This is a genomic window from Streptomyces sp. NPDC036764, assembly GCF_055609385.1.
The window spans coordinates 203,279-217,526 of sequence record NZ_JBVJPT010000002.1 but is presented as its reverse complement, the minus strand read 5'-3'; the positions used below and the strand labels follow the sequence as shown (position 1 = coordinate 217,526).

Sequence of the window (14,248 nt, the reverse complement as noted above, 5' to 3'; positions counted from 1 at the left end):
GGCGGGAGACAGCCTGTGATGTCTCAGGGTGGTGCGGGACCGGGCGGCGCAGGACTCTGTCCCGATCACGGCACTCCGCGTTGACCTTGTGTCTTACAGTGACTTCGACCAGTTCCGGTGTCGAATCTGTGAGGTAGTCGCGAACCATGTCGACTGAGACGTTTGAGTTTCAGGTAGAGGCCCGTCAGTTGCTTCGGCTGATGATCCACTCGGTCTACTCGAACAAGGATGTCTTCCTGCGCGAGCTCGTCTCCAACGCCTCCGACGCGCTCGACAAGCTGCGTCTGGAGAAGCTGAAGGACGACACGCTCGACGCCGATGTGTCCGACCTGCACATCGAGATCGACATCGACAAGGACGCCCGGACCCTCACGGTCCGCGACAACGGCATCGGGATGTCGTACGACGAGGTCGGGGCGCTCATCGGCACCATCGCCAACTCGGGAACGGCCACCTTCCTGAAGGAGCTCCGGGAGGCCAGTGACGAGGGCGGGGCCGAGGGGCTCATCGGCCAGTTCGGGGTCGGCTTCTACTCCGGTTTCATGGCGGCGGACGAGATGACGCTGGTGACCCGGCGCGCCGGCGAGGCCCACGGCACCCGATGGACGTCGCGCGGTGAGGCCACGTACACGCTGGAGACCGTCGACGACGTGCCGCAGGGCACCTCGGTCACCCTCCACCTCAAGCCCGCCGACCCCGAGAACCAGCTCCACGACTACACCTCGCCCTGGAAGATCAGGGAGATCGTCAAGAAGTACTCGGACTTCATCACCTGGCCGATCCGGATGGAGAAGGAGACGGGCGAGAGTGACGGCGACGGCACCGACGCGCCCGAGCCCGAGACGCTGAACTCCATGAAGGCCCTGTGGGCGCGCTCGCGCGAGGAGGTGTCCGACGACGAGTACCACGAGCTGTACAAGCACATCAGCCACGACTGGCGCGAGCCGCTGGAGACCATCCGCCTGCAGGCGGAGGGCACCTTCGAGTACCAGGCCCTGCTCTTCGTCCCCTCGCACGCCCCGCACGACCTGTTCACGCGGGAGTACAAGCGCGGCGTCCAGCTCTATGTGAAGCGCGTCTTCATCATGGACGACTGCGAGGCGCTGCTGCCGCCGTACCTGCGCTTCGTCAAGGGCGTCGTCGACGCGGCCGACCTGTCGCTCAACGTCTCCCGCGAGATCCTCCAGCAGGACCGGCACATCCGGATGATGCAGCGCCGGCTGACCAAGAAGGTGCTGTCCACGGTCAAGGAGATGATGACCAAGGAGGCCGAGCGCTACGGCACGTTCTGGCGGGAGTTCGGCACGGTCCTGAAGGAGGGCCTGGTCACCGACTCCGAGAACAGCGACGCGATCCTCGCCGTCGCCTCCTTCGCGACCACGCACGCCGACGACGAGCCGACCACGCTCGCGCAGTACGTGGAGCGGATGAAGGACGGCCAGGACGACATCTTCTTCATCACCGGCGAGTCCCGGCAGAGCATCGAGAACTCCCCGCACATGGAGGCGTTCCGGGACAAGGGCATCGAGGTCCTGCTCCTGACCGACCCCGTCGACGAGGTGTGGGTCGACACGGTGGGGGAGTTCCAGGGCAAGCGGCTGCGGTCCGTCGCCAAGGGCGAGATCGACCTCGACGCCGAGGGCGACGAGAAGACCGACGGCGAGCGGGCGAAGCAGGCCGAGGAGTACGCCGGACTGCTCGGCTGGATGGGGGAGCAGCTCGGTGAGGACGTCAAGGACGTGCGCCTGTCGACGCGGCTCACCATCTCCCCGGCCTGTGTCGTCTCGGACGCGCACGACCTGACGCCGGCCCTGGAGAACATGTACCGGGCGATGGGCCAGGAGGTGCCGGCGACCAAGCGGATCCTGGAGCTCAACCCCGAGCACCTGCTGGTGAAGGGGCTGAACCAGGCGTACAAGGAACGTGAGGACCGCTCGGGGCTCGTCGAGTCGGCCGAGCTGCTGCACACGCTGGCGGTGCTCGCCGAGGGCGGCCAGCCGAAGGATCCGGCGCGCTTCGTGAAGCTGGTCGCGGACCGTCTGGAGCGCACGCTCTAACCGGCGCCGTGCCCCATGTGGCCGTGAGCGCGGGCCGTTGTCAGTGGCCCGCGCTACCTTCCTTGCAGTCGGCTTCCGGCCCTACTCCTGGAGGATCCATGGCCTCGCGTCTCAACCCCTACATCACCTTCGCCGGCGACGCCCGCCAGGCTCTGGAGTTCTACAAGGAGGTCTTCGGCGGCACGCTGAACGTCAACACCTACGCCGAGTTCGGCCAGAAGGACAGCCCGCTTGCCGACAAGATCATGCACGGCATGCTGGAGGCCCCCAACGGCTTCACGCTGATGGCCGCCGACACTCCGACGGACGACCACAAGCCGGGCAACAACATCTCCGTGAGCCTGAGCGGCGACGACGACGCCGAGCTGCGCGGCTACTGGGAGAAGCTGTCGGACGGCGCCCACGTGACCGTGCCGCTGGACAAGCAGATGTGGGGCGACGTCTTCGGCATGTGTACGGACCGCTTCGGCATCACCTGGATGGTGAACATCGCCGGGCAGGGCGGCTGAGCGGGCCGAGGATCGCTCACTTCGGCAGCCACGCGCTCAGGGCGTGGACCAGACGGTCGAGCGCGGGCTCCTCGGCGGACAGGTCCGTCCTGACGGTGCGTGAGCCGAAGCGCAGCGTGTACTGGAACAGATCCGCGGCCTGCATGTTCTTCGTGAAGTCGGAGACGTCGTCCAGCGCCGGGTCGCCGAGCAGTGTGCGCAGCTCGGTGAACTGCGCCGCGCTGGTGCGGCGCACCGCGCGTTCGCCCTTGTCGGTGGTGTGCACGGTGCCGTCGCCCCGCAGGGCCACCTCCTTGTGCACGCCCGCGAAGCCGCCGGTGACCTCCATGGTCACCAGCAATTGATCCGGTCCGGTGACGGGGACCGGCGACGGGCGGGGGGACCCCGAGGGGGAAGTCGCAGGAGTCACCGAGGGGGACGCCTGCGCGGGCGTCGAGGCGGAGGTGGCGGTCGGAGTGCCGGCCGCCACGTCCGTCGGTTCGGCCCCGGCCGCGCCCTGCTCGGAAGCGCAGCCGGCCAGACCCAGCAGCCCGGCCACCATCACAACCGCCATCCGCCTACCGAACACACCAACCCCATCCGTGGATCGTGTCGACTGCAGTGTCCCTATCACGGAAACGGGGTGCTCCGGGCCGGGCCGGCACCCGCGCGCCGGGCAGCGGTGATTTTCGGCCCACCTGTTGACGTACTGCCCAGCAGTGCAGGTACGGGGCGTAAACCACCGGATGCCGGGAAAGGAGCTATACGGCAAACCGCGGGGAGTGGTCGTCAGCGCCCGGAGTGTCGGGCCCGAAGCGCTGAGGAGGGCCGGGCATGGGCGGGCAGCCCTTGTATCTCGAACCGCGGCTGGAACCGCGGCTGCGCTCCTTGCTGAACTCCCCGGAACTGCTGCACACCCTCACCGACGCTCTCGGGTCGCCGCTGAACGTGCTCGTGCCCGACCAACTCGCCGACAATCTGGCGCGGTTCCGCTCCGTGTACGGCACCCACCACCTCTCCGGCCAGGTGTTCCTCGCCCACAAGGCGAACCGGTCCAGTGCCCTGCTGCGCAGGCTCGCCGCCACGGACGCCGGCGTGGACGTCGCCTCGCTGGGGGAGTTGCAGCACGCCCTGGGCGCCGGACTCTCGCCCGACCGGATCACGGCGACCGGGCCGAAGAACCCGGAGTTCCTGTGGCTGGCGGCCCGCACCTCGGTCACCGTCAGCCTCGACACGCGAGGCGAACTGGAGCAACTCGCCACGCTGGTACGCAAACACGCCCTGCCCCGCGTCCGTGTCCTGCTCCGCCTCTCGGGGTTCGAGGCGTCCGGCGTACGGGTGCTGACCCGGAGCAGCCGATTCGGCACCGCCGCGCGGGAGACGGCACCGCTGCTGGAGGCCGTCGAACGGCATGCCGACGTGCTCGACCTGGTCGGCGTGGCGTACCACCTGGACACGACGAGCCTGACCGAGAAGGCCCTGGCGCTCGAGGGCTGTCTGCGGGTGCTGGAGGAGTGCCGCAGCCGTGGGCTCAGGCCCCGGGCCGTGGACATCGGCGGCGGTTTCGGCGTGAACTACCTTGCCGACGGCGGCCAGTGGGAGCGGTACACGACCGCACTCACCGAGGCCGTCATGGGCATCCGCCCGCCCCTGACCTACGGCGGGCACGGCTACGGACTGCGCAACGAAGCGGGCACCCTGCGCGGCGCGCTCGGCCTGTACCCCGCCCACCGCCCGGTCGCCGCGGCCGGCTACCTCGACGAACTGCTCTCCCAGCCGGCCGCCTCCCTCGGCGGCCGACCCCTGGCCGCACTGCTCCTGGAGCACCTCTACGACCTGCACACCGAACCGGGACGCGCCCTGCTCGACCAGTGCGGACTGACCCTGACGAAGGTGCTGGAGGTACGCGACCACGAGGCCGGCGGACCCCTGCACATACGCCTGGCGGCGAAGGCCGACGACGTCGCGCTGGAGGACCACGGCGTGCTGATGGACCCCGTCGTCGTCCGACGGGACCCGGCGCACGCCGACGACACGGCAACCGCCACCGGCACGGGAACCGGAGCCGAGCCGGTCGCCGCGTATCTCTTCGGCAACCTGTGTCTGGAGGCCGACCTGATCACCCGCCGCACCGTCTTCCTGCCCCGCCGCCCCGCCCCCGGTGACCTGTTGGCCTTCGCCAACACGGCCGGCTACTGCATGGACTTCCACACCACCCGTGCCCAGCACCAGCCCGCCGCCCGCAAGGTCGCCGCCTGGCGGGAGGGCGACAGATGGCGCTGGTGCCTGGACGACCAGTACTGGCCGACCACACCCGTGGGGGGAGCGCAGTGAGGTACGACAGCATCACCGACGCCATCGGCAACACACCGCTGGTGCGCATCGACCCGGCCGTGCACGGCCTGAACCACATCGACCTGTACGCCAAGCTGGAACTGCTCAACCCCTTCGGGTCGGTGAAGGACCGGGCCGCCTGGAACATGGCACGACCGCACCTGACCGCCGCCGGACCCGAGGAGGGCGGCCAGGTCGTGGAGCTGTCGAGCGGCAACACAGCCAAGGCCCTCGCCGTACTCGCGGGCATGCACGGCCTGACCTTCAAAAGCGTCACCAACCGGATGCGCATCCCCGAGATCAAGGACCTGCTCCTGCTGCTGGGCGCGGAGATCGAGGAATTGCCGGGCCAGAGCGAATGCCTCGACCCGACCGCCACCGACGACCCGCTCACCCAGTTCCACCGCGCGCTCTGCGAACCCGGCAGCACTCTTGTGCACACCGACCAGTACTTCAACCCGCGCAACATCGAAGCCCACTTCACCGGCACCGGACCGGAGATCGTCAAGGACCTCGACGGCCGGGCGCCGGACTGGTTCATCGCCTGCGTGGGCACCGCCGGCTCGTCCACCGGGGTCGCCCGCGCCCTGCGCGAACACGACCCCGCCGTACGGGTCGTCGGGCTGGTCGCCGCCAAGTCCGACTTCGTCCCCGGCATCCGCACCATCGACGAGGCGCACGAGGTCGGCCTGTTCGACCCCGGCACCTACGACACGATCGAGTCGGTCAGCGCCGACGAGGCGATCGAGGGCATGCTGACCCTCAACCGCCGCTGCGGCATCCTCGCCGGACCCACCGGAGGCGCAGCCTACTTCGGCGCGACACGCCAACTCCGGGACATCGACGCAGAACTGACGGAGCGGCAGTCGGCCGTGTTCATAGTCTGCGACCGCGTCGAGAGCTATCTCAGCTACGTCCGCCGGCGGCGCCCCGACCTCTTCGGCCGCCCGCGCCGCGGCAACTCCCCGGCCGACCTGACGGACGCCGAGGTCCGCAGTGCACCGGCCGTCGACGTCGCCGATGCGCGGGCGTGGATCGCCACCGGAGAACCCCTCGTCGTGGACCTGCGGGGCCCCCACGCCTATGCCGCCCTGCACATCGACGGCTCGGTCAACATCGTCGACGAGCTCTTCGAGGAACTCCTGCACGGCGGGCTGCCGTTCAGCCACAACCGCCCGGTCCTGCTGGCCTGCCCGATCGGCGAGAAGTCGGCCCGCTACGCCGCCCTGCTGACCCGGATGGGACACCCGGACGTGCGCAGCCTGACCGGGGGGATCATCGCCTGGCGCGACGCGGGCGCACCCCTCGTACGGGACTGACGCCATGACCGTACCCAGGACCGACAGCCTCATCCCGGACGCTGTCGAGGAGTTGGCCGAGTGGCAGCGGGCCCTGCGCGCCCAGTTCCCGATCATCACCGCACACCCGGAACTGGCATATCTGGACAGCGCGGCCACCGCCCAGAAACCGCAGGCCGTGCTGGACGCCGTCCACACCTACCTCACCACGACCAACGCGAACGCGGGTCGCGGCACCTACACCTGGGCCAATCGGACCACCGCCCTGGTCGAGGAGGCCCGCGACCGGGTCAAGCTCTTCCTGGAAGACCCCGCGCCGGAGCGCTCGACCGTGCACTTCACGAGCGGGACCACCGAGGGCCTGCGCACCGTCGCCCGCGACTGGCTGCCCCGGCTGCTCGCCGACGGGGACGAGATCGTCGTCCCCGTCGCCGACCACGAGGCGAACATCGCCCCCTGGCTGGCGGCCCAGCGGGAACTGGCAGGGCAGGGCGTGCACATCCGCGTGCGGCCGATGCCGTACCAGCGGGCGTCAGGCGACTACGACCACACCGTTCTCGCCGAACTGGCGGGCCCGCGCACCCGCTTCGTCGCCGTCAGCCACGTCCACCACGTGTACGGCGCCGACATGAACGTGCACCGCATCCGCCGCGCGGTCGGCCCGGACGCGGTCATCTGCCTGGACGCCGCCCAGAGCGTCGGCCATCTGCCGGTGTCGGTGGCCGATCTCGACGTCGACTTCGTCGTCTTCTCCGGCCACAAGGCCATGGCCCTGCCCGGCACGGGCGCCGTGTGGGCCCGCCTGGCCCGCGGGCCTCGGTTCGCGCCCGGCGGCTGGGCCGGCACCCCCAACACCGTCGGCATCGCCTCCCTGACCGCCGCGCTGGACTGGCTGGACGCCGCGGGCACCGACCGCATCGAGCGCTGGACCGTCGCTCTCGCGGCACGGCTCACCGAGGGCCTGCGCCATCTCGATGCCTACGAGATCCTCGGCTGCCAGGCCAGCCTGGCAGCCGACTCGCCCGTGCAGCGGCGCCAGGGCATCGTCACCCTGCGCCACCACTCCATCGACTCCTCCGACCTCGGCTTCATCCTCTTCAGCCACGGCTTCATGGTTCGCTCCGACCAGCACTGCCAGGGCGGCGCGGGAGAGAAGACGGGCTCCGTGCGGGTGAGCCTGCACGTCCACAACACCGTCGAGGAGGTGGACCGGCTGCTGAGGGTCCTTGCCTCCCTCGGGTGACGCTCCGCCGTCCGGCGTAATGGGAACCGTTTCCACCTGTAGGGTCGCGCCGACAGGGTGAGTCGGGTGCGAGACGGCGAGGTGGCACGACCGGATGGGGCTGAGCCTGGCGACGGCGGAGCGATGGGTGCACCGCTGGGAACTCCAGCAGCAGCGGTACGCCGTGGACCGCGAGGAACGCTTCACGGTGATCGCCGATGTGATCGAGCAGGCCGTGGCGGGCGACGCCGCGAGGCCGCTGGTCGTCGACCTCGGCTGCGGTCCCGGCTCGCTGGCGGCCCGGCTGGCGCGGCGGCTGCCGTACGCGGACATCGTGGGCGTGGACATGGACCCGCTGCTGCTTGAGCTCGCTCGCACCCATCACGCGGACGCGGCCCGCTATGTCGACGCGGTGATCGGCGAGGAGGGCTGGACGCACGCCCTGTGCCTGGACCGGCCGCCGGACGCCGCCGTGTCGACGACGGCACTGCACTACCTCGGCCCCGACGCCCTGCACCGCGTCTACCGGCAGCTCGCGGCCCTGCTGCGGCCCGGCGGCATCCTCGTCAACGGCGACCACTTCCCGCACGACGACCCAGCGCTCGCCGCCCTCGCCGGATGCGTCGGCAGGCGCCACGCCGAACGCCGGCGAGCCCTGGCGCACGAGGACTGGGACTCCTGGTGGACGGCCGTCGCTCAGGATCCCGAGCTGACCGACCTGCTCGCCGAACGCCGGCGCAGGCAGCCGCCCTCCGGCGCCGACTGTGCCGGCCACCTGTCGGTGTCGGCACATGAACTGCTGCTGCGGCGGGCGGGTTTCGGACACGTCGGTGCGGTCTGGCAGTACGGCGACAGTCACGTCCTCGTCGCGATCCGCTGACCGGACCGGTCGCCCTCTGGTCACCAAGCACTGCTAAAGGATTCATCAGGCACCTTGACAGCGTGCGTACTGTTTCGCGACGTTTGAGCCTCGCCACAAAGTTCGACATGGGGGACACAGTGGCGACGCGCCGAAAAGCGCGTCTTGGGGGGCATTTGGGGGGAGCGGTCGCCATGCGATCCACGAGCGCCATCACGATTCACAGACCCGAGGAACTGAACGAGCAGCTACGCCGGGCGTGGCACCGGGCGATGGAGGAATCGCCCGACTACGCCAACCCCTTCCTGGCACCGGAGTTCGCGCTCGGGGTCGCCAGGCACCGCAAAGGGGCGTACGTGGCGGTCCTGCACGACGGCGGGGAGGCCGTCGGCTTCTTCCCGTACGAGCGCAACGCCTACGGCGTCGGCCGGGCCATCGGCCTGGGCCTGTCCGACTGCCAGGCCCTGGTGCACCGGCCCGGGGTCACCTGGGACGCCCGCGAACTGCTGAAGGTGTGCGGGCTGTCCGTGTTCGAGTTCGATCACCTCGTCGAGGAACAGCAGCCGTTCGGCCCGTACGTCACGGGCACGTTCGCCTCGCCCGTCCTCGACCTGAAACCCGGCGAGGACGGCTATCCGCAGTGGCTGCGCGCCACGTACCCGGGGCTGGCCAAGACGACTCTGAAGAAGGAGCGCCGCCTCGGGCGTGACGCGGGCGAGGTGCGGTTCGTCTACGACGAGCGCGACCCTCGCGTGCTGCGCACCCTCATGCGGTGGAAGTCGGCCCAGTACCGCAGAACCGGGCGGATGGACCGGTTCTCCAGACCCTGGATCGTCGACCTCGTCGACCACCTCTTCCAGGTCCGGGAGGAACACTTCACCGGCATTCTGTCCGTGGTGTACGCCGGGGACCGACCGGTCGCCGCGCACTTCGGGCCGAGATCGCGCTCGGTGTTCGCGGCCTGGTTCACGGCGTACGACCCGGAGTTCGGCTACTACTCGCCCGGGCTGATGATGCATCTGCGGCTGGCGCAGGCCGCGGGCCGGGACGGCGTGACGCTCATGGACATGGGGCGCGGGGAGAAGGAGTACAAGGACTGGCTGAAGACCCGTGAGCTGCGGGTGGCAGAGGGGTTCGCGGTGCGTCCGCACCCGGTGGCGGCGGCCCACCGGATGTGGCGCAGACCGGTGCGCGGTCTGCGCAACACGGTCCTGGCCCATCCCCGGCTGCGCGAGCCCGCCGACCGGCTGCTGAAGACCGTCGGCACGCTGCGCACCTCCGGCCCGGCCCAACCGCCGGGCGCGGGAGCGCGCGCCCGCTGAACGCATCTCGCTCTCATCACGCACCCGCCGGCGCCGTACCCGTGGCCCCGTGCGGTCCCGCATCCCTCGCACGGCGGCCTCGAACGACGTTCGAGAACGCGCTCCGCCCGCTCCGGGCGACCCATCGTCCGACCCTTCCACGGAAGAGGTGACCATGCCGTACGGATCGCGGCTCGCCGCGATGATGACACGGCGCATCGGACGCGAATGCGTCTACACGCCCTCGGCCCGACTGGCCCTCTATCTGGCGCTGCGGCGCTGGTGCCGGCCGGGCGGACGGGTGCTGATGTCCCCGGTGAACGACGACGTGATCCTCTTCGTCGTCCTCGCCGCCGGACTGCGCCCGGTCCAAGCCCCCGTGTCCCAGTGGGACGGCAACATCGACCCGGCCGCCGTACCGGAGTCCACCTGGCGCAACATCGACGCGGTCCTGACCACCAACCTGTACGGCCTGCCGGACCGGGTCGTCGAACTGCGCCGCCGCTGCGACCAGTTGGGGATCCCCCTGATCGAGGACGTGGCGCACGCGATCGGCACCCACGTGGACGGGCAGCCGATCGGTACCTTCGGGACGGCCGCGGCGTTCAGCCTGTCCAAGCACGTCGCCGCGATGGCCGGCGGCTTCCTCGCCGTCGACGACGCCCGCGCCCGCCGCGAGCTGGAGCTGCTGCGCGACGACCTGCTCACCCCGCGCAAGCTGCGCGACGACCTCGCCACCACGCTGCGCCCCCTGGCGCGCTCCGCCGTACGCACGCTCCACCTGGTGCGGCCCGCCTGGCGCACGATGCAGCGCCTCGGGCTCCTGGAACGCGACGACTTCCGCATGGCCCTGCACGCGCCCCGCCTCGCCGGCAGCGCCCGCCACGCGCCCAGCCTGGCCGCCTACGAGCCCTGGGTACGCGTCGACCTGCACGGCTTCCGCTCCCGCCACGGGGCCCTGGTGCGCGGACAGCTCGAGCTGCGGATGTCGCTGCTCGACGGCGACCTGGCCCGCCGCAGGGCCGGTGTCTCGCTGCTGTCCGGCACCACCTGGGCCACCCCGGCGCTGCGTGACCGCAGCACCCAGGAGGGCCCGCCCTCCCTCTTCCGGGTCCCGCTCCTGGTGCACGACCGCAACGCCCTCGTGGAGCGCCTGGTCAACCACGGCGTGGTCGCGGGCTACATCTACGACCCGCCGCTCGACGACTACGCCGGCGCCGAGTTCGTCGAACCGTCCCCCGCGCCAGAGGCGGCCCGCTGGTTCGCTGCGCACACGCTGCCCGCCGATCCCCTGGCGGCCCGCAGGATCGCTGCCGCTCTGACGAAGGAAGCGGCAACGCCGGCCCATCCGTCCCTGTCGGCCCGCCAGACCGCCCCCGATCCGACGAACTCCCCACCGACGCCCCTGGGCCATTAGGACCCGGCGAAGTCGACAACGGTTCGACCGCGCCCCTGAAGGGGGCGCGGGGCTGTATCGATGCGCGCCGCCGCCGCGTGGGCGCGACCAGCCACAACGAACCCGCGGACAGAAGACGACCAATCGCGGCACCTCCCTCCCCCGTCTACCCTGAACAGGTGGCACGGTCCAACGACGAGGTCGCCGCGCTGTTCCAGGAGTACGCGGACCTGATCTCGATCACCGGCGGAGACGCGTTCAAGGTGCGTGTCTACGAGAAGGCCGCCCGGGCGATCGGCGGCCACCACGCGGATGTGTCCACGCTCGACGTCAAGGGCCTGAAAGAGATCCCCAACGTCGGCAAGTCGATCGCCGAGAAGGTCGTCGAGTACTTCGCCACCGGCAGCGTGTCCGCCGTCGAGGAACTGCGCGCGAAGATCCCCGCCGGTGTCCGCCAGCTCACCGCGATCCCCACGCTCGGCCCGAAGAAGGCCCTGGTCCTGTACGAGGAACTGGGCATCTCCACCACCGAGGAACTCGCGGACGCCATCCACGAGGAGCGGCTGCGCGACCTGAAGGGCTTCGGGCCGAAGACCGAGGAGAACATCCTGCACGGCATCGACCTGCTCCGGTCCTCCGGCGACCGGGTCCTGATCGATGTCGCGATGAGCCTCGCCGAGGACATCGTCGCCGAGATGTCGCAGGTGAAGGGCTGCGAGCGGTGCGCCTACGCCGGATCGCTGCGCCGCGCCCGCGAGACGATCGGCGACATCGACATCCTCGTCGCCGCGAAGCAGGCGGCGCCCGTCATGCGGGCCTTCACCGAACTGCCGTACGTCTCCGAGGTCATCGCGCACGGCGAGAAGAAGACGTCGGTCCGTACCACCAAGGGGCTCCAGGTCGACCTGCGTGTCGTACCGCCGGACTCCTGGGGCGCGGCCATGCAGTACTTCACCGGGGCGAAGGCGCACAACATCCGCACCCGGGAGATGGCCGTCCACAAGAAGCTCAAGCTCTCGGAGTACGGGCTCTTCGACACCGAGACCGGAGAGAAGATCGTCTCCAAGACCGAGGAGGACGTCTACGCCCGCCTCGGCCTGCCCTGGATCCCGCCCACGCTGCGCGAGGACCGGGGCGAGATCGAGGCCGGGCTGCGCGGTGAGCTGCCCGAGCTGATCCAGGAGAAGGACATCCGCGGTGATCTGCACACCCACACCGACCTCACCGACGGACTCGCCCCGCTGGAGGAGATGGTCGCCGCGGCCGCCGAGCGCGGCTACGCCTACTACGCGGTCACCGACCACGGCCCCGACATGGCCATGCAGCGGATGACCGACGAACGGATCCTCGCCCAGCGCGACCGCGTGCGCGAACTCGACGAGGAGTACGGCAGGCGCGGCTCGCGCGGCGGCATGCGGGTGCTGCACGGCGCGGAGCTGAACATCGGCCCCGACGGCGAGGTGGACTGGCAGGCGGAGTTCCTCGCCGGCTTCGACCTGTGTGTGGCCTCGGTGCACTCGCACTTCAATCAGGACCGCGAGGCGCTGACCCGGCGCATCGTCAGGGCCTGCGAGAATCCGCACGTCCACATCATCGGGCACCCCACCACCCGGCTCATCGGCAAGCGCCCCGCCATCGACGTCGACCTCGACGCGGTGTTCGCCGCCTGCGCCCGCACCGGTACCGCCCTGGAGATCAACTCCCATCCGGACCGGCTCGACCTGCGCGACGAGGACATCCTGCGGGCCAGGCGGCACGGCGTGAAGTTCGCCGTCGACAGCGACGCCCACGCCGTCGTCCACCTGGCCAACCTGCGCTACGGCGTGGGCACGGCGCAGCGCGGCTGGCTCACCAAGGACGACGTGATCAACACCTGGCCGCTGACCCGGCTGCGGCGCTTCCTGGACAAGGGCTGACCAAGGTCAGAGGAACGGCGTGCCCGGGTCGACGCCCGACAGGACCCGGCCGTAGATCTCCAGGTTGGTGGCCGGGTTCACGAACGAGTGCAGGCTCAGCGCGTTCAGGTCGCGCACGGCCCGCTGCACGGGCACGTCCAGGTTCAGGGACGACGCCCCGGAGGCCGAGCCGAGCAGGTCGACGGCCTCCTTGCACAGCCGGGTCACATAGCCGTTCTGGGCGCGGATCCTGGCCCGCTCCTCGGGTGTGTACGGCTCGCCGGACCGGGCCCGTGTCTCGATGACGGTGATGAACTCGTCGGTGAGCGCTTCGGCGCAGGAGATCTTCATGGCCGCCTCGGCCACCTGCAGATGGGTGACCGTCGCCTCGCTCTGCCGGGTGTGGGGGCTGTAGGTGATGCCCCGGCGGTGGCTGCGCTCGGTGAACTCGGCCAGGGCGGAGCGGGCTAGGCCCAGGGCGTTGGGCGCCGTCCACACGCAGAACATCAGCAGGACGGGCATCCGGTAGAACGGGTCCTCGGCACTGGCCTTGGAGGGGAACACACCCGCCAGCAACGGGCCGACGGGCAGCGTACGGTGTCCGGGTACGAACACGTCCCGTGCGACGACGCCGGCGCTGCCGGTGCCCGCCAGCCCCGAGACGTACCAGTCGTCGAGGATCTCCAGTTCGGCCATCGGCACCGCCGTCCACAGCAGCTCGGGCGGTCCGTCGCCGGAGGCGGACTCGACCCGGACCGTCAGCAGATGCCAGTCGGCGTCGTGGCACCCGGTGGCGAAGCCCGAGGTGCCGTTGACGAGGTAGCCGCCGTCAGTCCGGACCGCCGTCGCGTCGGGGATGAGGGTGCCGCCGACCTTGACGTCGGGACCGGTGAAGATCTCGTCCTGCGCCTCGTCGGGGAAGAGCGCCGCGATGAAGGAGCAGCCGGCCTGGATCACGGTCTTGAACGCGGTCGAGCCGCACGCCGCGGCGATCTCGGTCACCGCGTCGACCTGGGTGCGCGGCCGGCTCTGGTAACCGCCGTACCGCCGGGGGACGTTCATCCGGTGGATCCCGGCGTCCGTCAGCGCCGCGGCGACCTCGGGCACCACCCGCCGCTCCCGCTCGGTGCGCGGCGCGTGCTCGCGTACGAGCGGCCCCAGCGCCCGTACCCGTGCGACCAGATCGGAGTCGGTACGTCCTGCTGCCATTGGGTGACCTCCCGGGCACGACGAGTCATCACCGTGACGCGGATGCCGCACCCTGTCAACGCCGCGTCCGCGAAGCCGAGTTGACGCGCCGATCGGCTCCCGGGGCTTCGATGATCTTCGCCACTTCGCCGCCCGTTTGAGCGAGGGTCGAAGAGGGGAGCGTGCGGAACGTGGGCGGAGCCGAACGGG

General features: G+C 70.4%; 11 protein-coding genes. 9 read left to right on the top strand and 2 right to left on the bottom strand.

Annotated elements, in window-relative coordinates:
• Positions 1 to 146 precede the first annotated feature (146 nt).
• Positions 147 to 2,057 carry a molecular chaperone HtpG gene (gene htpG / locus ACZ69Q_RS12515; RefSeq protein ID WP_471040715.1) on the top strand — a complete coding sequence of 637 codons (1,911 nt, stop codon included), beginning with the start codon at positions 147 to 149 and terminating at the stop codon, positions 2,055 to 2,057.
• Between the two features lie 98 nt (positions 2,058 to 2,155).
• Positions 2,156 to 2,566 (top strand): VOC family protein, encoded by a 411-nt coding sequence (locus ACZ69Q_RS12510; protein WP_471040713.1) that lies wholly within the window; start codon positions 2,156 to 2,158, stop codon positions 2,564 to 2,566.
• Positions 2,567 to 2,582: 16 nt separating this feature from the next.
• On the opposite strand, the gene ACZ69Q_RS12505 is transcribed toward ACZ69Q_RS12510, so the two are convergent.
• A complete protein-coding gene (locus tag ACZ69Q_RS12505; protein WP_471040710.1) occupies positions 2,583 to 3,119 on the bottom strand; it encodes a hypothetical protein in 537 nt (178 codons plus the stop codon).
• A gap of 260 nt (positions 3,120 to 3,379) precedes the next feature.
• Between ACZ69Q_RS12505 and ACZ69Q_RS12500 the strand changes: the two genes are divergently transcribed.
• From ACZ69Q_RS12500 to polX, 7 genes are all read left to right on the top strand, one after another.
• A complete protein-coding gene (locus ACZ69Q_RS12500) occupies positions 3,380 to 4,879 on the top strand; it encodes a type III PLP-dependent enzyme domain-containing protein (RefSeq protein WP_471040708.1) in 1,500 nt (499 codons plus the stop codon).
• Positions 4,876 to 6,198 carry a pyridoxal-phosphate dependent enzyme gene (locus tag ACZ69Q_RS12495; protein WP_471040705.1) on the top strand — a complete coding sequence of 441 codons (1,323 nt, stop codon included), beginning with the start codon at positions 4,876 to 4,878 and terminating at the stop codon, positions 6,196 to 6,198. Before ACZ69Q_RS12500 ends, ACZ69Q_RS12495 begins: the two co-directional genes overlap by 4 nt.
• Positions 6,199 to 6,202: 4 nt before the next feature.
• Positions 6,203 to 7,420 carry an aminotransferase class V-fold PLP-dependent enzyme gene (locus tag ACZ69Q_RS12490; protein ID WP_471040702.1) on the top strand — a complete coding sequence of 406 codons (1,218 nt, stop codon included), beginning with the start codon at positions 6,203 to 6,205 and terminating at the stop codon, positions 7,418 to 7,420.
• 94 nt (positions 7,421 to 7,514) lie between these two features.
• Positions 7,515 to 8,279: a class I SAM-dependent methyltransferase gene (locus tag ACZ69Q_RS12485; protein ID WP_471040699.1), complete on the top strand. Its 765-nt coding sequence runs from the start codon at positions 7,515 to 7,517 to the stop codon at positions 8,277 to 8,279.
• A 173-nt stretch (positions 8,280 to 8,452) separates the two neighbouring features.
• Positions 8,453 to 9,580 (top strand): GNAT family N-acetyltransferase, encoded by a 1,128-nt coding sequence (locus ACZ69Q_RS12480; protein ID WP_471040697.1) that lies wholly within the window; start codon positions 8,453 to 8,455, stop codon positions 9,578 to 9,580.
• 154 nt (positions 9,581 to 9,734) lie between these two features.
• Positions 9,735 to 10,976 (top strand): DegT/DnrJ/EryC1/StrS family aminotransferase, encoded by a 1,242-nt coding sequence (locus tag ACZ69Q_RS12475; protein WP_471040694.1) that lies wholly within the window; start codon positions 9,735 to 9,737, stop codon positions 10,974 to 10,976.
• 158 nt (positions 10,977 to 11,134) lie between these two features.
• The gene (gene polX, locus ACZ69Q_RS12470; RefSeq protein ID WP_471040691.1) at positions 11,135 to 12,871 is read left to right on the top strand and encodes a DNA polymerase/3'-5' exonuclease PolX; all 1,737 of its coding nucleotides are present in this window, start codon (positions 11,135 to 11,137) and stop codon (positions 12,869 to 12,871) included.
• 6 nt (positions 12,872 to 12,877) lie between these two features.
• Here the strand turns inward: polX and ACZ69Q_RS12465 are convergent, their stop codons facing one another.
• The gene (locus ACZ69Q_RS12465) at positions 12,878 to 14,059 is read right to left on the bottom strand and encodes a flavin-dependent monooxygenase (RefSeq protein WP_471040689.1); all 1,182 of its coding nucleotides are present in this window, start codon (positions 14,057 to 14,059) and stop codon (positions 12,878 to 12,880) included.
• Between the last annotated feature and the right edge of the window lie 189 nt (positions 14,060 to 14,248).